The sequence below is a fragment of the Salipiger sp. CCB-MM3 genome (genome assembly GCF_001687105.1).
Lineage (GTDB): Bacteria > Pseudomonadota > Alphaproteobacteria > Rhodobacterales > Rhodobacteraceae > Salipiger.
Map to the genome: position 1 here is coordinate 304,501 of NZ_CP014596.1, position 20,478 is coordinate 324,978.

The window sequence follows — 20,478 nt, forward strand, 5'->3', positions numbered from 1 at the left end:
TCTCCTGGCCAGGGACCGGAGGCCGGACCTCAGCGCCCGTATTGCGAGCGCACAGACTTGCTGCGGCGCCGCTCGATGGTCAGCGGTCTCGCGGGGGACCGTGCCTCCTCAAGAGGCACGGGAGAGACATCTCCGGCGAAAGTCAGGCAGTCGCGCAGGCGCAAGGCAGCCGCGGGAGGAATGCGCCCCAGGCGCTTTTGCAGGACTGCGTGGCAATCTTCGGAGACAAGAACGCGACGCCGGAGATTGAAGCGTGTCGGAATGTCCACTCGGGCTGTTGCGAGTTCCGCGGGCTGCGACACCGCAAGCTCATAGGGTGCCGGGCTCGCGGCGGTCAGGGGACCGCCCCAGGCCAGATCGAGATGAGTCCGTCCGGCCAGGGTGCGGACATTCACAACAAGGCAGGGCCTCGGTGCGGGGGCCACTGTCCCGGGGCGCGAGGATGGGAAGGCGCACACAACAATATCACCCGCAGCCAGGGTCCCTCGATCTGCGTCCGGTGACATGTCCGCCGCAACATTGATATCTGTCGCGGCTTCCACGGCGGCATGCTCGGTCGGAGCGACCGGCCCGGAAACGGCCTCGGGAAACTGGCTGGGCGGCTCCTCTGCCAGGATCAGCAGGTGCTCGAGCGCTGACGTGGCCTCTTCGCTGGCCGGGAACGTGATCGCGTGGTCCCGCGCCAGAGTGACAATCTTTTTTGCGATCTCGGCAGCTTGAAGCGGCGCGCAGTCGTTCCAAGGGTAACCGCTCGGCGCCTTCCGACCGGCAACAGCAGCCTCGAAGAGCACCTCATCCGTCTCTGAATCTCGGAGTTGGAGCGCAGCAAGGTCGCCGGCATCTGTCAACGCAACGTCAACATCCAGCGACGGCAACAGCAGTGTCGATGTCCCTGTGATGACAGGGAACGCATGCCGCCGATCACGGCCCACGACGAACCCGTAGTCGACCGAATCGAGGATCTTGCGCAATTCCAGGAGGCCATGGTCCGAGTAGTACCTGTCGACCGTGGTGCCCTCGAGGTGCCCCAGGATTTTCTGCCGGGTGCCAGTATCTGTTCCAGCGTGCATGAGCTTTGAGGACAAGGTTCGGCGCATCGCGTAGAGGTCTTCCCGGTTGCAAAGCAATTTCAGGTGCTTCAGCAGCGTCCGAAACCGGTCGCCGAAAATCTGCGAGCGACGGCCGTGATTCTTGTCCGGCTGAATTTCCGGGAACAGCCAGGTGTCTCCCGCTTGCAGTTTCGAAACGACCCACTCACGAAATCCAAGGTTCAGCAAGATCTTCGGGACCGGCAGGATGCGTCGGGACTGTTCGGTCTTCAGGATGATGTCTTCTTCCTCACCGAAGAAAATGCAGAGCACGCCGTCGCGCCGGACGACATCGCGCACCGCCGCTTGAAGGATTTCCTCAGGTCGCACCCCCATGGTCAACATGATGAGCGGGACCCAATAAATGGCGTCGCGCACAATATGCCGATCGCTCGCAGTTGCTTTGCGCCAGCGCTGCTTCTTCGACTTGCTCCCAAGATAGATTGGCGAGCCGAGAAGCTGAGCAACATGCTCCAGAGACCAGGACAAGCGCCGCTTCGGTCGCGAGACCCGCTTTGGCAGGCCGCAGGCCGTCTTCTGGTCCTTGTGCCACTTGTAGAGACGCCGCTTGAGTTGAGCGTGCGAAGGGATGACCCGATGGCCGTCGTCAAGGTCGCGACCGACACGTGACCTGCCGAGAGCCGCGCGAAAGATGCGGTTAAGCATGTCGCGGTGCACAAAGAGATATCCGTCGGTCAATCGTGGCGTGAGCTCGAGCACCAGCCTGCGACGCTTGTCCGGCACCGAAAGGTGCTCGAGGCTCATGATCTCGGCCAGAACATGAGCATCCTTCTCGTCCGCCTGGCGAGTCTCTTCGAGCGGGCAGAGATCGCGCCCGACCTGATCGGGTCCATTTCGGCCGTGCCCTTTGCCCCACCCTTTCGGCAACATCCATACGGCATGGAGGAACGTGAAGGATTGCTCGAGTGAAATTGAGGCGACCGGGATATCGCCGAAAAAGGCGATCGCAAGCTTACCCATCACGCGGATCTTGCTCTCGGTGTCGCGCGGGGCTTCATCGCATGCCTTCTCGACGGCGTCCGAGACGCGCATCGGGGGGTTGAAAGCTTCGGGCGTGGCGGCCAGATCGTGGCGGAGAATCAGGTGACGTCCAACATGAAGAGGGTCTGAAAAGTCCCGCTCAACTTCTGTCGAGAGGTCATGGAGTTGGCGCATGAGCGCGAGGACCTGCCGCGCGATCTGCGGCGTGACCAAGGCGGATGCCTCGATCCCATTCTCTGCAGCGACACCCGCGGCAAAATGCTCCGCCATGGCCCAGTCCCGATTGCGCTGCGCCGCGACGATCTGGCGTGTCTCGGCGGCAATGCCATCAAGATAGGTGTCGGAATTGGCGATCGGCATTTCGCTTTCCTGCCGCGCGACCAGCCCTGCGATGGCACGTCGCACAAGCTCCCGCAGCATCGCCTTGACCTGGACGTCGTTTGCCGACGCGTTCTGAATTTGTTCGAGCACTCTTTTCTCTCCTGCCTCGATGGCGGACAGCAGGTCGGCAGACCGTTTGACCGCTTCGGAGAGAATTTGTGTGCGCAGGGAAACCGACAGAAACGCGGGCGCCCCCGCCTGACGCAAGGTTATCGACCAGCGCCTGCGGAAGTAGAAGACCCCGTTTCTGCGGACGAGATGCAGCCCCCATTTCCTGCCTGGTTTGCGCGATCCACGCCCCGATCCATGTGAACCAGTTTGTGAACCACCGCGTCGTGGAGACGGGAGGCTGGCCGCCTGATCAGCGGCTATCCCATTGTAAGGTATGGAATTTGTGGATGTCATTGGCTGGGGCGGTAGGATTCGAACCTACGGTGCGCGGTACCAAAAACCGGTGCCTTACCACTTGGCTACGCCCCAACCGTGGCGCGGGATTTACGCCAGAGGCCGGAGGGGCGCAACCCCCTTCTAGAAAATTTCTTGGTCTTTTTTACTTCACCTAGCGGCAGCCCCGCCGCGACCCTTTGGCTCTGGGCTCTCGCACCCGGGATCGCCCTCCGGCGCGGCCCTGAGAGCGTTGCCCTGCCCGCTTGTGACACCCTCGGGCGGGCGCCGAAAGAACGCGTGTTGTCCGCGGCCCGCGCGCTTCGCAGAGTAAAGCGCTGTGTCGGAATCCTCGAGCAGCGCGCTGGCGCTGCGATAGCGCGCAGCCTCCCCATTGGCGGCGATGCCGATGCTGGCCGAGATCCGCGCGCGCTCTTCTCCCAAGGCCACCGGCGCCTCCAGACGCCGGATCAGATGTTCGGCCAGTTCCGACAGCCGCTCGGCGTCGGTGAGCCCGACGAGGATGATGATGAACTCATCGCCGCCCACCCGCGCCACCGTGTCGTCACGCCGCGTGAGCTCGAGCATGATCCGCGCCACCTGCTGCAGCACGCGGTCCCCTGCCCCATGGCCCAGCGTGTCATTGACCCGCTTGAAGAAATCGAGGTCCACATGCATCAGCGCGAATTCGGCATCACGGCGCAGCAGTTCGGCCAGCGCATGGGTCACCGCGCGGCGGTTGCGCAAGCCGGTCAGCGGATCGGTGAAGGCGCGCTGCTCGGCGGCCAGCATCGCCCCTTGCAAACGCCGATTGAGGGTGCGCGAGGCCTCCATCGCGGCCGATTTCGCCTCGACAAGATAGAGCATGTCTATGGCCAGATCCGTCGGGGCGAAGTCGCTGCTGGTCAGCGCGTGATCGCGCACCGCCTCGACCACGCCAATACCGAACGAGAGGTTGAGCACCGCCCCGCCGCCCGTGTCCGGCAGCGCAAGCCCGCGCAGACCGCCACGGCGCTCTTCGGCGCGACCAGTGAAGCGAACATGCAGTTTACGGCCAGACGCCGCATGAAGCTGGGTGATGTCGGTGATCCGGCGCGGACGGAAAATCTCGAGGAGACTGGTGAAGTGCTGGCCGCCGAAGTCTGCCCCCGCCCGCTCTGCACCCCCGCGCAGCACGCGGCGCAGGGTCGGACCCAGCGCGACGATCCGGCCGCTCGCATCCAGACGCAGGTGCATGGGACAGAGCGCATCGAGCGTGGTCTGTGGCAGGCTCAGCTCCATCATCGGCGGCACCCCGCCCCATGCGCGCCCAGATCGAACCGGCGCCCCTCGGCAAAGGCGGTCTCAATCACCGTGATGTCGATCAGCTCACAGCTTCCGCTTCCGTCGCGCAACTCAAGCAGGGCCAGCGCGCCGTAATCATCTGCCATGGCCCGCAGCACGCCAGCCATGACATGGGAAAAACCAGTGCTCGCGGGCGGCCTGCAGTGGCAGATAAGTGTGAACTGCCGGGAAGCCACATCGCGCAATTCCAGCAACGGCAGATCGAGGTCAGGCACCGCGAGTCGCGCGCGCCCCGGCAGTTCCTCGAGCGAGTGCAGGAAGTCGATGAAATCCTCACCGCCGTAGCGCATCAGCCGGCGCAGTCCCTCGTTGTTGGGATGGGTGATGAGATAGGTGCCGATATCCTCGAGCATGACATTGCGCGATTTGCCGAGTTCGGCTTCGGCGGCCTGCAAAACGCGCCCGACAAGCTGCGCCTCATAGTCGAGCATCGCCTCGAAATCCGGCAGTTCGAGCCGCGCGCGGGTCGCGATCTCTCGCCAGAGGTCGGGCCCATAAGTGTCCTGCAAGAAGCACTGGAGTGTTCGGGCGACCAGCCCGTGCATCCGCCCATCCTCCTGTCTTTGGGGTTTCCATTGCGATCCTTGAGGGCGATCCTCGAGCGCGATCCTCAAACCCGTCTCAAAGCAGGCCTGCCACCACGCAGGCCCGCCAGAACTTTAGCGCAGAGAGATTAATGGAGCGGTAAACCGTCAGGGACTGGGCAGATATCCCTAATCAGGCGACCTCAGACTTCAGCCACATGGGCAGATGGCCGATATCCGGCAGCACCATATCGGCGTGGGGAGAAAGGTCATCAGCCTCCGCAGGGCCGGTGAGCACGGCAACCGTCATCATTCCCGCAGCCCGTCCGGCTTCGAGATCATGGGTGCTGTCACCGACCATGACCACCCGCGCAGGTTCCAACCCAACAGCCGAGGCAAAAGCCAGCAGCGGCTCTGGCGAGGGTTTCGCGCCATGGCCGCTGTCAAAACCGGCGATGAAATCGAAACTCTGCGCCACTCCTGCCCCGCGCAGTTGCGCCAGCGCCGAGGCCTCGCTGTCGTTGGTCATGACCCCAAGCCGCAGACCCTCGCGCGCCAGCCCTTCGAGCAGCGGCAGCAGCGGCACGGCCTCCGACAGCGGCGCGCGCGCCGCCTCGGCCGCGAGATAAGCCTCGATCTCGCCGACATCGGCACGCCCCAGCCCGCGGGCCAGACATTCGGCGGCCTCGCGATTGGTCCCGGCGATCACCGGGCTGTCCTTGAAGAAAGACTCGGTCTCGAGCTCAAAGCGCAGCTCCCGCGCCATGGCCGAGATCAATGCAGCCTCGCCCCCGGCAAGCTGCCGCATCACGGTTAGCGCCCAAACGTTCCAAGTGCGGGCAAAATCGAACAATGTGCCGTCCTTGTCGAACAGCACCCCGTCGGCGCGGTGGCGCAACGGGCTCATGTCCAATGCACTTCGCCGCCGCCGGGCATATGCTGGCGCGCCTGAAACGGCACGTCATAGGCATGGCCGCTTTCGTCGCAGAACGCCCGCACCCATGCGTCGTCCATCAGCAGGAAATCCAGCACGGCGCCCTGAAAGCCCGGATCGGAGAGATTCGAGCGAAAGTCGTCGATCGAAGCCCCTGTCGCCCCGAGGAAGACCGGCAAGAGCTCGTCATTGGCGGCCAGCCATGCGGCGGCCTGCAAGCCGATCAGTTCTGCTTGGTCGCGGCCCAGCATCTTCGCGTCTCTCCCGGATTTCGAAAGGCTTTTTTAACCAGTTTTCATAAAGACTGAGCGCGCATTCGGATGCAAGCCCCGCCCGCAACGCGCAGGTGCGGGCGCTTCTTAGGGACCCAACGGGACGAATGGAACCATGCCCCGCGCTGGCTGGAGGAGGCCGCGAGCGGGCATTAGCGCGAAGGGCGCCGCGCCGCGGCAGGAGAACGATTGGACGAGATGACAGGACGGATCCTCATCGCCGAGGCCACCGCCGAGCAGCGCATCCTGCTGCGGGCCAAGCTGGCTTCGGCCTTCTATACGGTCACCACCGCCGAGAGCGGCGCCGAAGCGCTGCGGCTCGCCGCCGCGACGCCGCCCGATCTGGTGATTGCGGGCAGCATGCTGCCGGATATGTGCGGCACCACCTTCTGCACCCGGCTCAGGGCGCTTGGCGGTCACCGCGATACGCCGCTTGTGCTGCGCTCCGACGAGGACCGCCCAGAGGAACGGCTGGCGCTGCTCGCTGTCGGCGCGGATGATGTCATTGCCCGCAGCGATGGCGAGCTGCTGCTGGCCCGGCTGCGCAATTTGCTGAGCCATGCCCGCACGCGCGACGAAATGCGGATGCGCGACGACACGCAGCGCGCCTTGGGTCTAGCCGAAGCGCCGCAAGGGTTCAGCAGGCCGCCCAAGATCACGCTGCTGCCGCTCACAGCCGACCCGGCCCTCGATGCGACCGCGGCGCAGCTTCGTATCGCGCTCGACGCGCAGCTGCGCACCGCCGAGCCGGAACGGCTCTTGGCGGCGCGCGCGCCCGCGTCAGAGGCGATCATTCTCATCGACACAGGGTGCGGCGCTGGCAGCGGGCTCGCGCTCTTGTCGCAGTTGCGCATGCAGCGGCGCGGACATCCGCCCTGCATTGTCTATGTCACCGGCCCCGGCCAGCCGGAGATCACCGCCAAGGCGCTCGACCTCGGGGCCGACGATGTGCTCTCGGGCGGGCTCGATCCGTTGGAATTGGCCCTGCGCCTGCCGCGTCTGATCAGCCGGGCGCGGCGGGTCCAAAGCCACCGCAAGGCGCTGCGTAAAGGGCTGCGCGCCGCGGTCACCGATCCGCTCACCGGGCTTCACAATCGCCGCTACGCGCTGCCGCATCTTGCACGGATGTTGGAACAGGCGCAGCAGCAGGCCGAGCCGCTGGCGATCCTTCTTGCGGACCTCGACCATTTCAAATCGGTGAACGACCGCTGCGGGCACCCGGTGGGCGATCAGGTGCTCGCGGCCACGGCGCGGACCTTGGCCCGCGATCTGCGAAGCGCCGACCTCGTGGCGCGTTTCGGGGGCGAGGAATTCCTCATCGCGCTGCCGAACACCGATGCCGCGCAAGCGCTTGCCGCGGCAGAGAAGCTGTGCAGGCGGGTCGCGACACAGCCACTTTGCGCGCCGCAGGTCACCATCAGCATCGGTCTGGCCCTCAGCTACGGACCGGACACCGCGGAGGAGGCGCTAAAGCGGGCGGACCAAGCACTCTACCGCGCCAAACACGCCGGGCGCAATCAGGTGCATCTGGGCAGAACGGCGCTCGCGCCTCCCAGCCTGCAAGACGCACCGCGCGCCCTGCGGCGCTGACCGGGCGTCTATGCCGGACAGAACCACCCGTTCGGCGCGCAATCAGTCGCGCTTTTTCGGAGGCAGGCGTTTCGCCAATTCGTCGAGCTTCATTTCAAGCCGATTGGCATAGGCAGCCCGCTCGTCGGGCGACAGCCCCGAGACATAGTCCACCAGCACCTGCTGGCCCATCTTTTGCCGCTCTGCAGCTCGCGCATCTTGGGCGCTCAACACCTGCTCGAACCCCGCCCGGTCAAAAGGCTCAGCGCGCAGCAGTTCCAGCGTTTCGCGATAGGCACGGAACGGTGCCGGGGGTCGTGCGTCGCCGCGCTTGCGCTCGAAGGAGGCGAAAAGCTCGCGCCCCAATTCGCGGCGCTGCGAGTCAGAGAACGCAGACGTATAGGGCGCGATAAAGTCGCGGCCGCGCGGCGGCCCGTTGCGATCAGGCCCGCCGTGACGCAGCACGCCGCCCGCAACAATCCCCACGACCGCAAGGTTCAGCGCCAGCGAGCCGAGCAGCAGCCAGCGCATCCAGCGCGGCGAGCGCCCAGTGCTGCCGCCAGCCTGCGAGCTCGCCGGTTTCGGTGTTTCAGATGCCATTCTCAAAGTCCCAACATCGCGTAGTCAAAGCCACTCGACGGGTCGAGCGCCGAGAGTGTGCTGCTGGTGTCGTAAGAGATCAGCGTCGACATCGCATCGGGCGAGGCAACGCCGATCCACACACCTGCGGCACATGCCGCCGCAAGCCCGGCCATCGCGGGCCAGCCTCCGAAGGCGCGCAGCGCGGCGCGCCAACCGCCGCCACGAGACGCGGCAGCGCGGGGCACGTCAGCCGGGCGCGGGGCGGGCTGCTCGGCGAGCGCCAGCGCCTCCATACGCGCCATCCAGTCCCCCGAAGGCAGCGCGGCGTCGCGCCGTTCCGCCTCGAACAGGGGGCCGAGATCCCCTTCTTCAATCCTGCGCTCGTCAGTCATCGTCGTACCCCAGCTCTGCGCGCTTTCCGGCCAGCAGACCCTCGAGCGCCTTGCGGCCACGCGCGGTAAGGCTCTCCACCGCGCGCACGCCAATCTCCATGATCCCGGCGATCTCGGGGTTCGAAAGCCCCTCGAGATGCCGCAAGACCACCGCCTGCCGCTGCCGTTCGGGCAGCGCGTCCAGCGCTTCTTGCAGTGCGCCTTCGCGGGCGCGGCCCTGCAGCGCCGCTTCGGCCCCGGGGGCCGGATCGGCAGGTTCGGCGATCTCGTCCAGATCCACCGTACCGCCGCGGCGGCGACGAATCCGGTCGATGCAAAGATTGGACACGACCCGGTAGAGCCATGTCGAGACCTTCGCTTCGCCGTCGCGCCAGCACGGCGCGGCGCGCCACAGCCGCAACAGGGCCTCCTGCGCCACATCTTCCGCCTCGGCCCGGTCGCCCAGCATCCGGACGGCATGGCCAAAGGCGCGCGGCGCAAGGCGCTGAACCAGCGCCCGTGCCGCGGTCTGATCACCGGCGGCATAGGCCGCCAGCAACGCCTCGTCGCTTGCTTCGCTCATGGCATCAAAGGGCATCCGGTCCATTCCTCTGCGCTAGCCCGAAGCGACGGGCCACGCAATGGCCGGGGGGCCGCAACGCGCGGCCCGCCCGGTTCCGTTCAGTACTGCCAGAAGTCCTGCATGCCGCCGCCGCGCGGACCTTCGCCGCCACGCGGGCCGCTGCCGTCCTGCGGGCCGCGCTTGAAGCCCATGCCCTTCTGACCGCCGTGGCCGCCGGGGCCGCCATGGCCCTGCTCGCCGCGGAACTGGCCACCCTGACCGCCGTCATGGCGCATCATCCGGTCGTTGCCGCCGCGCGGGCCTTCGCCGCCGGGGCCCTGACGCATCGGGCCAGCCTGTGCCAGTTCGTCCTGACTGACTTCGCCGTTCTCATCCGCATCGAAGCGGTCGAAGAAGCCCATCGGCCCCTGCGCCTGCATCTCGTCGAGCGTCAGTTTGCCGTCTTCATTGGCGTCGAACCGCTCGAGCATGCGCTGCTCCATGCGCGCCTTGCGCATCTCCAGCTGCTGCGCTTCGCGCGCCGACTTGCGGGCATCGGCAAAGGCGATCAACTCGTCGCCTTCCAATTCACCGTTGCCATCGGCATCCGCCACCGCATAGGCGTCGGCAAAACCTGCCGCCGGGCCGTTGGCCGCGAATTCGTCGCGGCTGATGCTGCCGTTGCCATCGGTGTCGAAGGTCTCGAACATCTGCGTCATGGGCGCCGGGCGATCGCCACGGGGGCCCATCGGCTTGGCGTCGGTTGCAGCAAAGGCAAGGCTCGCCGTGCCCAGAACCACAAGGGCGGCACCGGTCATCAGTTTGTTCATGCGTGTCATCGCTGCGATCTCCTCATTCATCGCTACTTTCGCCGGAGGCCTCAGTGCCTGCCGATCACAAGCTTTTACGCAGCGCCGGAAAGGTCCCGTCGCTGCGAGAGAAGAAATTTTCGCAGGGTTGTGCGGGACGGGCAAAGGGATGCCACAAATACACTATTTATCAGCATCTTAGAGGCACATCACAGGACCGTGACTGGCGCCACTTATCTGCGCCGCACCCTCATCCGACCGCGCGCAGCGGTGCCGGCGCGAGCCGCGCCTCGGCGCTGCGGGCATGGCCTTCCATCCCTTCGGCGCGGGAAATTCCGGCGCTGGCGCGGGCGAGATCGGGCAGCGCCTGCGGGTCCGCTTCCTGCCATGTCACGCATTTGAGGAACTTATGCACCGACAGCCCGCCCGTGTGCCGCGCCGCGCGGCCCGTGGGCAGCACATGGTTTGGTCCCGCCGCCTTGTCGCCGAAGGCAACCGTGGTCTGAGCGCCCAGAAACAGCGAGCCATAGGCGCGCAGCCGTGCGCCCCACCATGGCAAATCGCGGGCCTGCACATGCAGATGCTCGGGCGCATAGTGATCCGCCAGCGCCGCCAGTTCCTCGCGGCCCGGCACCAGCATCACCTCGCCAAGCTGCGCCCACGCCTCGCGCGCAGCGCTCCGGTTGGGGTCGGGCAGCGTCTGCGCAAGGCGCGGCAGGCGCTCGATCACCGCTTCGGCCAGCGGGCGGTGATCGGTGGCCAGCCAGACCGGCGAATTGCCCCCATGCTCGGCCTGCCCCAAAAGATCGAGCGCGACCAGGTCCGGATCGGCGGAGGAATCGGCAAGGATCATCACGTCGGTGGGCCCGGCGACCATGTCGATCCCCACCGGCCCGAACAGCTGCCGCTTGGCCTCTGCGACGAACTGATTGCCCGGCCCCGCAAGGATATCCGCCTCTGGCTGGCCGAAGAGGCCGAAGGCCATCGCGGCGATGCCCTGCACCCCGCCAAGCGCCAGCACCTCGTCCACCCCCGCCACATGCAGCGCGTGCAGGATCGCCGGATGGATACCCTCCGGACCCGGCGGCGAGCAGGCGATGACCGTCTCGACCCCGGCGGCCCGCGCGGTGGTCACCGTCATCAGCGCCGAAGCGATATGAGCGTAGCGCCCGCCCGGCACGTAGCAGCCGGCACAGCCCACGGGGATCAACCTTTGCCCGGCGCGCAGGCCGGGACGCAGTTCGACCTCGAACTCCTGCACCGAGGCGCGCTGTGCCTGCGCGAAAGCGCGGATGTTGGCGTGCGCGTAGGCGATATCTTCCAGCAGCGAGACCGGCAGCGCCCGCTGCGCCTCGGCCAGCCGCGCGGCGGGCACGAGGATGTCACCCTGCCAGCCGTCCAGCCGCGCGGCGTAGTCGCGCGCCGCCTCGGCGCCTTCGCTGCGCAGCCGCGCCAGCATGATCTGAACGATGTCTGCGGTATCGGCGGCAGAGCGCGGCGGCAGGCCGGGAGCGGATTTGAGATAGGTTACGGACATGGGAGAAAACACTGGCCTGTCGCTTGGGAGTTTCGGATTTTGTAAATCTGTGCGAGGGTCGAGCCGAGCCCGGGCCGCGCCCGGACCAAGCCATGGCGCAGTCGGGCACCGGCACGGCGGCGCCACAGCGGATGAGGGACGAGGCGATGCTGATGAAGGGGATCACCCTGCGCGGGCTGGAGGTGTTCGAGGCGCTGGCCGCCAGCGGCTCGGTGGCGCAGGCCGCCGAACGCACCGGGCTCAGCCAGCCCGCGGTGAGCCAGCAGTTGCGAAATCTCGAAACAGCGCTTGGTGCCGATCTCGTCGATCACGGACGCAGGCCCATGCAACTGACCCCGGCGGGACGCTCGTTCTTGATGCGCACGCAGGCGGTGCTGGGCCAGCTGCGGCTGGCGCAGAACGAGCTGACAGTGATGGATCTGACGCATCTGTCGCAGCTCAACCTCGGCGTCATCGACGATTTCGACAATGATCTGACGCCGCAACTGGTCACCATCCTCGCCGAGAATATGACCCGTTGCCGCTTCAAGCTGGTGACCGCACCGAGCCATGAGATCATGCAGGCGATGACCGATCGCCACCTGCATATCGCCATCGCAGCCAGCCCCGGCACGGCGGCGCAGGGGGTGATCGAATACCCGCTTGTGCGCGATCCCTTCGTGCTGGTGGCGCCGCGCGGCAAGGCGCGCGAGGCAGGCGGCACCGAGGCGCTCATGTCGGCGCTGCCGCTGCTGCGCTACGACCGCGACCAGTTGATCGGACGGCAGATCGAAACGCATCTGTCGCGGCTCAAGCTCGACTTCCCCGAGCGGTTCGAGATCGGCGCCCATCTGTCGCTGATGACGCTGGTGGCGCGCGGCGTCGGCTGGGGCATCACCACGCCGCTCGGCTTCATGCGCGCGGCGCGGGTGCACGACCGGATCGAGGCACATCCGCTGCCCATCAAGCCCTTCTCGCGCACCATTTCGCTTTTCGCCGCCGCCGATTGGGCCGACCGTGTGCCGCGCGACGTGGCGCGCACCATGCGTCAGTTGGTCTCGGATCTGGTGATCAGCCCCGCGCTGCGCCAACTGCCCTGGCTCGACGGCAGGCTGCACCTGCTCGAAGGCGACTGAGGGCTGCGCGCGCATAGGGGCTTTCCTTTCTGAACATAAGGCTTTCGGAAACTACAAGCCGCCCTGCCCTCCCCGGAGCAAGGGAAAGACAGGGATTTTTCGGAACGGGAATGCGCAGATTTGGGAAATTCGAATTACCCGCCCGCAGCGCCCGCAAATCGGGCAGCGAGCCGCGCCTCGGGCGTTCAGACCTCAGGCGGTCAGATCGAGGAAAGCCCGCACCGCCGCTTCGAACTCGCGCGGCTTCTCGGCGTGCAGCCAATGACCGCAGCCCGGTAGTTTCGCGAATTTCGCGTTCGGGAACAGCTCTTTGATCCGCGGCCGGTGCTCGGCCTGCACATAGTCCGAGTTTGCCCCCGACAAAAACAGCGCGGGCCCGTCGAACTGCCCGTCGATCTGCGGAAACCCAATGATCTTCGGCATTTCCGCCGCCAGCACGTCGAGGTTCAGCTTCCAGCGCTTGTTCTGCAGGTCGAGCGACTGGGTGAAGAAGCTGCGCAGCGTCGGATCGGAAATATGCGCGGCCAGCTGGTCGTTTGCCTCGGACCGCTTCTCGACCTGCGTCAGATCCACGGCGCGCATCGCTTCGATGTTTTCCATCTGGCTGTGCGTGTAGGTCACCGGCGCGATATCGGCGAGGATCGCCCGGTTCACCAGATCCGGGCGGGTCAGCGCCAGCACCATGACCGCCTTGCCGCCCATGGAATGGCCCAGCACGTCGGCCTTGCCGCCGAGACTCTCGATCACCTCGGCGATGTCAGCCGCCATGTCGGGGTAGCTGTGGCTCTCGCTGCGCGGGCTGTCGCCGTGGTTGCGCTGGTCCACCGCGATCACCTCACGCCGGTCCGACAGCCGCTTGGCGATCACGCCCCAGTTGCGGGCGGAGCCAAAGAGCCCATGCACGATGACGAGCGGCGGGAGGTCGGTGGCGGAGCCGTGGCGGATCATGTTCAGCATGCGCCCTGTCTAAGCCGCGGGCGCGGGTGGGAAAAGGCCAAAAGCGCTGGGTCCGCGCGGCCAAATCTCTTCGAAGAGATTTGCAACTTCCTTCGAAGGAAGTTGCGCGGCCCCGACAAATCTCCGACTGTGCGCCTATGGATCAGGACCTTCAAATCGGCGCACGGTTGATGCCGCTCTTCGAAAGCCGCCTCGGGCTCGGCAAGGGCAGTTTCGAGAAGCGCGCAAGCCGCGCGGCGCATCGCCTGCCGCGGTGGGCGCGGCGCGATCTGGCACAGCTGCGCGCGGCGCAGGGCATGACCGGCCACCCCAAGCTCGCCAAACAGATCGATATGCAAGCGCTGCGCCGGGCCGAAACCCGCGTCGCCGCCCATCTCGAGGGCATCGACGCCAAGGCCCGCCGCCGCTACTGGCAGTTGGGCGTTCTGGGCGGGCTGATGTTCAACCTCGCCCTGCTCGCGGCGCTGCTTTTTGCGGGATATTACCTTCTGATGCGCAGCTGACGGCGCGGGCGGTCGCTTTCGGGCTGGTCCGGCGCGCGGCCCCGCAGGCGCAGGAAGAGGCTTTCCTCGTCATCATTGCGGAAGAACGGCACCGAGCGCGGCGGCTTGCGGTCTTCGACGCGGGCGGCGACCTCGGCCAGCACCACCTCGGTGATGAACGGCAGATCGAAGCGGCGCACCTCGTCGAGCGGCACCCATTGCAGGTGCGACAGCTCATCCGAGGCGGCAGAGAAATCATCGGGGTCGCTGCGCAGCGCCTCGGCCTCGACAAGGAAGAAGCGCGCATCGAAACGGCGCGGACGGCCCGGCGGGGTGATCGCGCGGAATACGAACTGCAGCGCCGAGGCGTCGGGGCGGTGGCCGGTCTCGGCAAACCCTTCCCAGCCCTCCGGCGCAACCGGCCATTTGCCCGGCCAGCCAAGGATCTGCCCGGTCTCTTCCCAAAGCTCGCGGATGGCCGCCGCCGCCAGCGCATTGGCACGGCCCGCGGGCGCATCCTCGGCCAGCCGCGCGGCGCAGAGCGCGGGCAGCGGGCCAGCCAGCTTCACCTCGGCATCGACCTCGTCCACCGCGCCGCCGGGAAACACGAACTTGTTGGGCATGAAGGCCGCCGCGGCGCCGCGCTGGCCCATCAGGATGCTGGGACGGCTGTCCCGGTCGCGCAGCACGATCACCGTGGATGCGTCGCGGATCGCTGTCTTGTCGCTGCTCATGCCTCTGCCCTGCCTTCCTGCGGTCTTATCGGCGGGGACGTCGTTGCGCGGGCTCAGGGCTCGCGCGCGAAACCATGCATCTCGCGCGCCCATTGGAAGCCCACGATCGCCCCCTTCAGTCGCGGCAGAAGGTAGAGGGAAAGCCCGATGCAGCCAATAAGGAAGATCGTGATCAGGATCAGCGGCTCAGGCCGCCACGTGGTGAACACCCAAAGCAGCGCCGGCGCCATGATGTGGCCGACGATGAGGATCGTCAGATAGGCCGGGCCGTCGTCGGCGCGGTGGTGATGCAGATCCTCGCGGCACACGGGGCAATGATCGCGCACCTTAAGATAGGAGCGCAGAATCGGCCCGTTGCCGCAACTCGGACAGCGCCGACGAAAGCCGCGCCAGACGGCGGGCCATGTCTCACGCTCGGCGCTCGCGGTAGCGGAGCCGGCGGGTGGTTTAGCCGGCATGCCGGTCTCCGGCGGCAAATGGGACATAGAAGGCACCTCGGTTTGCATCGCACAAAGGTGGCGCATGGGCCCTCACGTTTAAAGAGGACAGAGGCGCGCAGCGGCGTGTTGTCGCAAATGTCGGGCCGCAGATGCAGCTTTCCAAGGGTTTCGCAGGGTGGGTCGGGCTGGCGCGTTCGCGCGGCCCGATATGTGCCTAAGGGCGCCAGCGTTTAGCGCCGCGCCCTGAGGTCAGAGGTCGCAATGCATTGGTCGTTGAGCCCGCCCCGCCCCAGCCACCGCGCCTGCGGGCGATCAGATCCCGCGGCACAGGCTTTCGGCGCGATTGACGAAGGCCGAATAGCGCTTCCAGAAATCGCGGTCCGAGCTGCGGTCAGACTGACGCACTTCCTGCGCGCGATGAGGATCGCGATAGAAGCCGACCGCCTTGCGCTGGTCGCCATAGCTGAGTTCGGTGTCCGCCGCAGCCTGCACGCAACCGCAGAGCGCCCGGCTGCGCGCCTTGCGGTCGGAATTCATGCACGCCTTGCTGACCGGTCCGGTCGCGAAGCGCGTCACGTCATAGTCGCGCGAGCCGCCGCCGCAGCCCGCCACGAACGCGAGAATCGTCACCAGATAAATTGGCTTCATCCGCCTGCCCATTCGCTGCCCTTGCCTGTGCCTCCGGGGCTTTGCGCCCTCCTCATCGAGGCTTTGCACCAGAATGCCCCATGCGCACGGGTTTTTCAATTCACCGATTCGTTGCTGGACGCAGCGATCATTGGCCCTAGCGCGATCGTCCTGCCGCCGTTTTGGGGGCGCTGCCCCCTCTTGGCCTGCGGCCAATTCACCCCCGGCGTATTTGTCAGAGAGAAGAAGGGGCTAGCCTTGCGCCATGGGGGTTTGCGCCCATACAGAGCGCGTGGGAACGGGTGCCGGCGCGCTGCGCGCGCGGTGCTGAAACGGCGGGCGATCGTGCGCCGGGGGCGGCGGGGCGGCAGCGCGTTGCCACCGCGAGGGGCGTGACGCCGCGAAGGCCCGCGCGCGCGGGCTTGACCGGGCGCGAAAACCCTTACATATCGACCCAATCATGACCGATCTCGCGCATATCCGTAACTTCTCCATCGTTGCCCACATCGACCACGGGAAATCCACCCTGGCCGACCGGCTGATTCAGCTCACCGGCACCGTCGCCGAACGCGACATGCAGGAGCAAATGCTCGACTCGATGGATATCGAGCGCGAGCGGGGCATCACCATCAAGGCCAACACCGTCCGCATCGAATATCCGGCGCAGGACGGCGAGACCTATGTGCTGAACCTCATCGACACGCCCGGCCACGTCGACTTCGCCTATGAAGTCGCGCGCTCGATGCATGCGGTCGAAGGCTCGCTGCTGGTGGTCGACGCCACGCAGGGGGTCGAGGCGCAGACGCTGGCCAATGTCTACACCGCCATCGACGCCGATCATGAGATCGTGCCGGTGCTCAACAAAGTCGACCTGCCCGCCGCCGAACCCGACCGGGTAAAAGAGCAGATCGAGGATGTGATCGGCATCGACGCTTCCAACGCCTGCCTGATCTCGGCCAAGACCGGCGTCGGCATCCCCGACGTGCTGGAAGCCATCGTGCAGCGCCTGCCCGCCCCGACGGAGGGCGACCGCAACAAGCCGCTGAAGGCGATGCTGGTGGATTCCAAATACGACCAGTATCTCGGCGTGATCTGTATCGTGCGGATCATCGACGGCGTGCTGAAGAAGGGCGACCGCATCCGCATGATGAAGACCGGCGGCACCTATGATGTCGACGATGTCGGCGTCTACCGCCCCAAGATGACCAACGTGCAGGAACTCGGCCCGGGCGAGATCGGCTATCTCAACGCCTCGATCAAACAGGTCCGCGACACCCGCGTCGGCGACACGATCACCCACGAGAAAAAGCAATGCGCCGACCCGCTGCCGGGCTTCAAACCCTCGGTGCCGGTGGTGTTCTGCGGGCTCTTCCCGGTGGATGCGAATGACTTCGAAGACATGCGCGACGCCATCGAGAAGCTGGCGCTGAACGACGCGTCCTTCACCTTCGAGATGGAAACCTCGGCGGCGCTCGGCTTCGGCTTCCGCTGCGGCTTCCTCGGGCTGCTGCACCTCGAGGTGATCCGCGACCGTCTCGAGCGCGAGTATGGCATCGAGCTGATCACCACCGCGCCGTCGGTGATCTACCACCTCTACACCAAGGACGGCGAGCGCCGCGACCTGCACAACCCCGCCGACATGCCCGACATGTCGACCGTGGATCACATCGAAGAGCCGCGCATTAAAGCCACCATCATGGTGCCCGACGAGTATCTCGGCGACGTGCTGAAACTGTGCCAAGAGCGCCGCGGCCTGCAGCTCGACCTGACCTATGTGGGCGGGCGCGCGATGACGGTCTACGATCTGCCGCTCAATGAGGTGGTCTTCGACTTCTACGACCGGCTGAAATCGGTGACCAAGGGCTATGCCTCTTTCGATTACGACATGATCGGCTACCGCGAGGACAACCTCGTGAAGATGTCGATCCTGGTGAACGACGAGCCGGTCGACGCGCTGGCGATGATGGTGCACCGCGAGCGCGCCGAGATGCGCGGCCGCGCCATGTGCGAGAAGCTCAAAGAGCTGATCCCGCGCCACATGTTCAAGATCCCGATCCAGGCTGCGATCGGCGGCAAGGTGATCGCGCGCGAGACCCTGTCGGCGATGCGCAAGGATGTGACCGCCAAATGCTACGGCGGCGACGCCACGCGGAAGAAGAAACTGCTCGAGAAGCAGAAGGCCGGTAAGAAGAAGATGCGGCAGTTCGGCAAGGTCGAGATCCCGCAGGAGGCCTTCATCTCCGCACTCAAGATGGACAGCTGACCCGGGGCATCCCGGTTTGGTATGGAACGGAAGGCCGGGGCGAATGCGCCCCGGCCTTTCACGTTGGGCCCCGCGCGGGGCCGCGCTACATCCCCTCTTCACCGCCATCTGCATGGGAGCTTTCCGATGCCCGCACCGAAGATCCTGAGACCCTGCGTGGGCGCCACCGTGGCGCTGCTGGTCTCCACCGCCTCCCTGTCCGCCGCGATCTGCGACTACCGGCCCAGCCGGCTGGTCGGCGACGCCGTGGGCGATGCTGCGCGCGCCGCGACCGATGCGGCCCGGCAGGTGACCGGCACGACGGGCGAAGGCGGCTTTTACACGCTGGTCAACGCCACCAGCGGCCTCACGCTGCTGGGCGGCAAGCTGGCCGCCTCGGGCGGCGCGGCGGGGCTGCTGGAGGGTGGCGGCGCGGCCGCAGCCGCGGCGGCGGCCAACCCGGCGATCTGGGTTCCGGCGCTGATCCTCGGCGCGGGCGGCGCGGGTTATGAGGCCACCTGCGCCTATTTCGTCGACGAGCGCATCACCGATTACGACACGGTGCTGATGATCATGCGCGACTTCGAGGCCCATGCCGACCCGCGCTTTTTCCGTCTCGAAGAAGACACGCTGACGCCCTTCATCGAGGTGCAGGACGAGACCGGCACACGCGCCGCCTATAAGATCGAGGATCTCTACATCGTCGACGGCATGCTCAAGCACCGCAACTGGGGGCCGAACCGCAAGATCGGCCGGGTGGTCTTTGTGCCCGATGATGCGCCCAGCGAAGCGCTGCCCGAGGCGCAGATCGAAACGCAAATCGAAGAGGCCGCGCCGCTAGAGTGAGGCGCAGCCAAATGCGCCTCCCCCCGCACGAAAAGAGCCGCCCCCGAAGGGACGGCTCGCAATGACCGGTATGTGAGGGGGGTCACTCAGTCATTGTCTCGGGGCTGGCGGGCGTGCGCTCCTGCAGCATCGCCATGATGCGCTCGTTGAGCTGCGGGTCGGCCTGCGCCGCCTGACCGATCTCGTTGTAGGTGTTGACGTCCATGCCGTCGGTCTCGTTCACCGCGTCGGCCATTTCGGCCTGCGCTTCCTCGACCAGCTTCTGCTTCCCTTCGGGCTCTTCCACGCCCTCGATCTGCATCATGTAGTCCTGCTGCACCGCCTGCACCTGCGTGGCGGCATCGACAAAGGCGGTCAGCTGCTCGTCGCTGAAATCAGCCGCCGGTGCCGGAGTCTCGACCGGAGCCTGGCTTTGCGCCGGGGCTTCTGCGGGGGCTTCGGGCGTGGCGGTCTGCGCCATCACCGAAGCCATGGGGGCCGCAACCAGCGCTGCGATGACAGTGGACTTGAGCAGGGTCGACTTGAGTTTCATAGAAGTCTCCTTCCGTTTGCCTGTCGACGCGGGGGTATCCCGCGGCGTTGAGGCTGAGCTAGTCGCCAAACCCGGTCGTTTCAAAGCCCGCCGCGCCAAAACCCGATGATCTGGCAAGGACTTGCCGTCAGGCCGCCATGGCGGCGGCGGCGCTCTGCCCGTCAAATCCCGCTCGCGGAACATCGCCGGGCGCGCGGCGGCAAACGGGCGGTGAGACGCCCAGCGGATCACAGCCGCTTGAGCCACCCTTTCATGTGGAGCGTGGACACCCAAAGAGGCGCCATTCGCGCTGAAACGCGCATCCCGCGCCGCCAGCAATGCGCGCCGCCGCGCCCGATCGCGGGCAAGCCTCTGCCAAATCGCGGTCCTGTGCCTCGCGCCCCGGCTAACGCCATGTTATGCCGTGACTGTCCCGCGTGTTTCGGGACGGTGATGCAGGGAGGGCATCTTGGATCCACGCGCCGCCACAACCGTCTACGCCCGCTGGGCTCCGATCTACGATCAGACGTTCGGAGCCATCACGCAGGCCGCGCGCCGCGCCGCCTGCCGCCGGGTCGAAGGGCCCGAGGGCGGAACGGTGCTCGAGGTCGGGGTCGGCACCGGGCTCTCGCTGCCGCTGCTGCCGCGCCACATGAAGGTGACCGGCGTCGATTACAGCGCCGAGATGCTGGCGCAGGCCAAGCGCCGCGTCGCCCGGATGCAGCTTCCGCATATCGCCGCCCTGCAGCGTATGGATGCGCGCAAGCTTGAGTTCGCCGACGGCAGTTTCGACCGGGTCGTGGCCATGCATATGATCTCGGTGGTGCCCGAGCCCCAGCGCGTCATGCGCGAGATGGTGCGGGTGCTCAAACCCGGCGGCCAGCTCATCATGTCGAACCATTTCGCCCGCAAACAGGGGCCGCTGGCGCATCTGTCCCGCCGCACGGCGAAATTCGCCGACCGCATCGGCTGGCACTCGGATTTCGACATCTCGGTGGTGCTGGACACGCCGGGGCTTCGGCTGGTCGAGCGGCGGGCGCTGCCGCCGGTGGGAATGATGACCCTGCTGGTGCTCGAACGCACCGAAGAGGCGATTGCCCCCTGCCCGGCAAATACGGCAGCCCAGCCCCAGGGGTAAACTCGGGCTGAACTGGCAAGCTGAACC

General features: G+C 66.4%; 21 protein-coding genes and 1 tRNA gene. 6 read left to right on the plus strand and 16 right to left on the minus strand.

Translation table 11 applies throughout. The features are described 5' to 3' along the window. Positions 1-29: 29 nt before the first annotated feature. From AYJ57_RS15270 to AYJ57_RS15295, 6 genes are all read right to left on the minus strand, one after another. Positions 30-2,678, minus strand: coding sequence for a tyrosine-type recombinase/integrase (locus tag AYJ57_RS15270; RefSeq protein WP_193789547.1), 2,649 nt, complete (start codon positions 2,676-2,678; stop codon positions 30-32). Between the two features lie 198 nt (positions 2,679-2,876). Next, positions 2,877-2,951 (minus strand) — tRNA-Gln (locus AYJ57_RS15275). Positions 2,952-3,026: 75 nt separating this feature from the next. Next, a complete protein-coding gene (locus AYJ57_RS15280; RefSeq protein WP_066107812.1) occupies positions 3,027-4,139 on the minus strand; it encodes a GGDEF domain-containing protein in 1,113 nt (370 codons plus the stop codon). Continuing rightward, entirely contained in the window at positions 4,136-4,744 is a 609-nt protein-coding gene (locus tag AYJ57_RS15285) for a heme NO-binding domain-containing protein (protein WP_066107816.1), read from the minus strand. Before AYJ57_RS15285 ends, AYJ57_RS15280 begins: the two co-directional genes overlap by 4 nt. 172 nt (positions 4,745-4,916) lie before the next feature. Further along, positions 4,917-5,630, minus strand: a complete 714-nt coding sequence (locus AYJ57_RS15290) for an HAD family hydrolase (RefSeq protein WP_066107819.1) — start codon at positions 5,628-5,630, stop codon at positions 4,917-4,919. Beyond that, complete coding sequence (locus AYJ57_RS15295) at positions 5,627-5,908, minus strand: DUF3572 domain-containing protein (protein WP_066107822.1); 282 nt, start codon at positions 5,906-5,908, stop codon at positions 5,627-5,629. Before AYJ57_RS15295 ends, AYJ57_RS15290 begins: the two co-directional genes overlap by 4 nt. Before the next feature lie 219 nt (positions 5,909-6,127). Here AYJ57_RS15295 and AYJ57_RS15300 point away from each other — a divergent pair, with 219 nt between their 5' ends. After that, positions 6,128-7,519 (plus strand): diguanylate cyclase, encoded by a 1,392-nt coding sequence (locus AYJ57_RS15300; RefSeq protein ID WP_066110371.1) that lies wholly within the window; start codon positions 6,128-6,130, stop codon positions 7,517-7,519. Between the two features lie 42 nt (positions 7,520-7,561). On the opposite strand, the gene AYJ57_RS15305 is transcribed toward AYJ57_RS15300, so the two are convergent. The 5 genes from AYJ57_RS15305 to hisD all read right to left on the minus strand — a co-directional run bounded on the left by AYJ57_RS15305 (position 7,562) and on the right by hisD (position 11,359). Further along, positions 7,562-8,098, minus strand: a complete 537-nt coding sequence (locus AYJ57_RS15305; protein ID WP_083191313.1) for a periplasmic heavy metal sensor — start codon at positions 8,096-8,098, stop codon at positions 7,562-7,564. Between the two features lie 2 nt (positions 8,099-8,100). Further along, positions 8,101-8,472: a hypothetical protein gene (locus tag AYJ57_RS15310; RefSeq protein WP_083191314.1), complete on the minus strand. Its 372-nt coding sequence runs from the start codon at positions 8,470-8,472 to the stop codon at positions 8,101-8,103. Beyond that, positions 8,465-9,049, minus strand: a complete 585-nt coding sequence (locus AYJ57_RS15315; protein WP_442974819.1) for an RNA polymerase sigma factor — start codon at positions 9,047-9,049, stop codon at positions 8,465-8,467. The genes AYJ57_RS15310 and AYJ57_RS15315 overlap by 8 nt, the downstream gene beginning before the upstream one ends. Positions 9,050-9,132: 83 nt before the next feature. Continuing rightward, positions 9,133-9,852, minus strand: a complete 720-nt coding sequence (locus tag AYJ57_RS15320; RefSeq protein WP_193789548.1) for an EF-hand domain-containing protein — start codon at positions 9,850-9,852, stop codon at positions 9,133-9,135. Between the two features lie 220 nt (positions 9,853-10,072). Next, on the minus strand, positions 10,073-11,359 hold the full coding sequence (hisD, locus tag AYJ57_RS15325; RefSeq protein ID WP_066107833.1) for a histidinol dehydrogenase: 1,287 nt from the start codon (positions 11,357-11,359) through the stop codon (positions 10,073-10,075). Positions 11,360-11,505: 146 nt separating this feature from the next. On the opposite strand from hisD, the gene AYJ57_RS15330 reads away from it, so the two are divergent. Continuing rightward, complete coding sequence (locus tag AYJ57_RS15330) at positions 11,506-12,474, plus strand: LysR family transcriptional regulator (RefSeq protein WP_066110377.1); 969 nt, start codon at positions 11,506-11,508, stop codon at positions 12,472-12,474. Positions 12,475-12,666: 192 nt separating this feature from the next. Here AYJ57_RS15330 and AYJ57_RS15335 read toward each other — a convergent pair whose 3' ends face one another. Then, positions 12,667-13,431 (minus strand): alpha/beta fold hydrolase, encoded by a 765-nt coding sequence (locus AYJ57_RS15335; protein WP_066107835.1) that lies wholly within the window; start codon positions 13,429-13,431, stop codon positions 12,667-12,669. A 170-nt stretch (positions 13,432-13,601) separates the two neighbouring features. Here AYJ57_RS15335 and AYJ57_RS15340 point away from each other — a divergent pair, with 170 nt between their 5' ends. After that, positions 13,602-13,934, plus strand: a complete 333-nt coding sequence (locus AYJ57_RS15340; protein WP_237220250.1) for a hypothetical protein — start codon at positions 13,602-13,604, stop codon at positions 13,932-13,934. Here AYJ57_RS15340 and AYJ57_RS15345 read toward each other — a convergent pair. From AYJ57_RS15345 to AYJ57_RS15355, 3 genes are all read right to left on the minus strand, one after another. Beyond that, positions 13,913-14,647, minus strand: a complete 735-nt coding sequence (locus tag AYJ57_RS15345) for an NUDIX hydrolase (protein ID WP_066107840.1) — start codon at positions 14,645-14,647, stop codon at positions 13,913-13,915. The two genes, AYJ57_RS15340 and AYJ57_RS15345, sit on opposite strands and share 22 nt — an antisense overlap. Positions 14,648-14,700: 53 nt before the next feature. After that, positions 14,701-15,105 (minus strand): DUF983 domain-containing protein, encoded by a 405-nt coding sequence (locus AYJ57_RS15350; RefSeq protein ID WP_066107843.1) that lies wholly within the window; start codon positions 15,103-15,105, stop codon positions 14,701-14,703. Between the two features lie 294 nt (positions 15,106-15,399). After that, the gene (locus AYJ57_RS15355) at positions 15,400-15,717 is read right to left on the minus strand and encodes a hypothetical protein (RefSeq protein WP_335740017.1); all 318 of its coding nucleotides are present in this window, start codon (positions 15,715-15,717) and stop codon (positions 15,400-15,402) included. Positions 15,718-16,174: 457 nt separating this feature from the next. On the opposite strand from AYJ57_RS15355, the gene lepA reads away from it, so the two are divergent. Together lepA and AYJ57_RS15365 are read left to right on the plus strand one after the other, a co-directional pair. Next, entirely contained in the window at positions 16,175-17,977 is a 1,803-nt protein-coding gene (gene lepA / locus AYJ57_RS15360) for a translation elongation factor 4 (protein WP_066107849.1), read from the plus strand. Positions 17,978-18,103: 126 nt separating this feature from the next. Next, entirely contained in the window at positions 18,104-18,802 is a 699-nt protein-coding gene (locus AYJ57_RS15365; RefSeq protein WP_066107852.1) for a hypothetical protein, read from the plus strand. Between the two features lie 82 nt (positions 18,803-18,884). Here the strand turns inward: AYJ57_RS15365 and AYJ57_RS15370 are convergent, their stop codons facing one another. Next, entirely contained in the window at positions 18,885-19,334 is a 450-nt protein-coding gene (locus tag AYJ57_RS15370) for a DUF4168 domain-containing protein (RefSeq protein WP_066107856.1), read from the minus strand. Positions 19,335-19,782: 448 nt separating this feature from the next. Between AYJ57_RS15370 and AYJ57_RS15375 the strand changes: the two genes are divergently transcribed. Beyond that, complete coding sequence (locus tag AYJ57_RS15375) at positions 19,783-20,451, plus strand: class I SAM-dependent methyltransferase (protein ID WP_066107859.1); 669 nt, start codon at positions 19,783-19,785, stop codon at positions 20,449-20,451. Positions 20,452-20,478 lie beyond the last annotated feature (27 nt).

Excerpts from the sequence above, each read along its gene's own strand:
- AYJ57_RS15300 (WP_066110371.1), top strand. The coding sequence starts at position 6,128 with ATGACAGGACGGATCCTCATCGCCGAGGCCACCGCCGAGCAGCGCATC.
- AYJ57_RS15370 (WP_066107856.1), bottom strand. The coding sequence starts at position 19,334 with ATGAAACTCAAGTCGACCCTGCTCAAGTCCACTGTCATCGCAGCGCTG.
- AYJ57_RS15290 (WP_066107819.1), bottom strand. The coding sequence starts at position 5,630 with ATGAGCCCGTTGCGCCACCGCGCCGACGGGGTGCTGTTCGACAAGGAC.
- AYJ57_RS15320 (WP_193789548.1), bottom strand. The coding sequence starts at position 9,852 with ATGACACGCATGAACAAACTGATGACCGGTGCCGCCCTTGTGGTTCTG.
- AYJ57_RS15305 (WP_083191313.1), bottom strand. The coding sequence starts at position 8,098 with ATGGCATCTGAAACACCGAAACCGGCGAGCTCGCAGGCTGGCGGCAGC.
- lepA (WP_066107849.1), top strand. The coding sequence starts at position 16,175 with ATGACCGATCTCGCGCATATCCGTAACTTCTCCATCGTTGCCCACATC.
- AYJ57_RS15310 (WP_083191314.1), bottom strand. The coding sequence starts at position 8,472 with ATGACTGACGAGCGCAGGATTGAAGAAGGGGATCTCGGCCCCCTGTTC.
- AYJ57_RS15340 (WP_237220250.1), top strand. The coding sequence starts at position 13,602 with ATGCCGCTCTTCGAAAGCCGCCTCGGGCTCGGCAAGGGCAGTTTCGAG.
- AYJ57_RS15295 (WP_066107822.1), bottom strand. The coding sequence starts at position 5,908 with ATGCTGGGCCGCGACCAAGCAGAACTGATCGGCTTGCAGGCCGCCGCA.
- AYJ57_RS15365 (WP_066107852.1), top strand. The coding sequence starts at position 18,104 with ATGCCCGCACCGAAGATCCTGAGACCCTGCGTGGGCGCCACCGTGGCG.
- AYJ57_RS15330 (WP_066110377.1), top strand. The coding sequence starts at position 11,506 with ATGCTGATGAAGGGGATCACCCTGCGCGGGCTGGAGGTGTTCGAGGCG.
- hisD (WP_066107833.1), bottom strand. The coding sequence starts at position 11,359 with ATGTCCGTAACCTATCTCAAATCCGCTCCCGGCCTGCCGCCGCGCTCT.
- AYJ57_RS15335 (WP_066107835.1), bottom strand. The coding sequence starts at position 13,431 with ATGCTGAACATGATCCGCCACGGCTCCGCCACCGACCTCCCGCCGCTC.
- AYJ57_RS15285 (WP_066107816.1), bottom strand. The coding sequence starts at position 4,744 with ATGCACGGGCTGGTCGCCCGAACACTCCAGTGCTTCTTGCAGGACACT.
- AYJ57_RS15280 (WP_066107812.1), bottom strand. The coding sequence starts at position 4,139 with ATGATGGAGCTGAGCCTGCCACAGACCACGCTCGATGCGCTCTGTCCC.
- AYJ57_RS15315 (WP_442974819.1), bottom strand. The coding sequence starts at position 9,049 with ATGCCCTTTGATGCCATGAGCGAAGCAAGCGACGAGGCGTTGCTGGCG.
- AYJ57_RS15350 (WP_066107843.1), bottom strand. The coding sequence starts at position 15,105 with ATGCCGGCTAAACCACCCGCCGGCTCCGCTACCGCGAGCGCCGAGCGT.
- AYJ57_RS15345 (WP_066107840.1), bottom strand. The coding sequence starts at position 14,647 with ATGAGCAGCGACAAGACAGCGATCCGCGACGCATCCACGGTGATCGTG.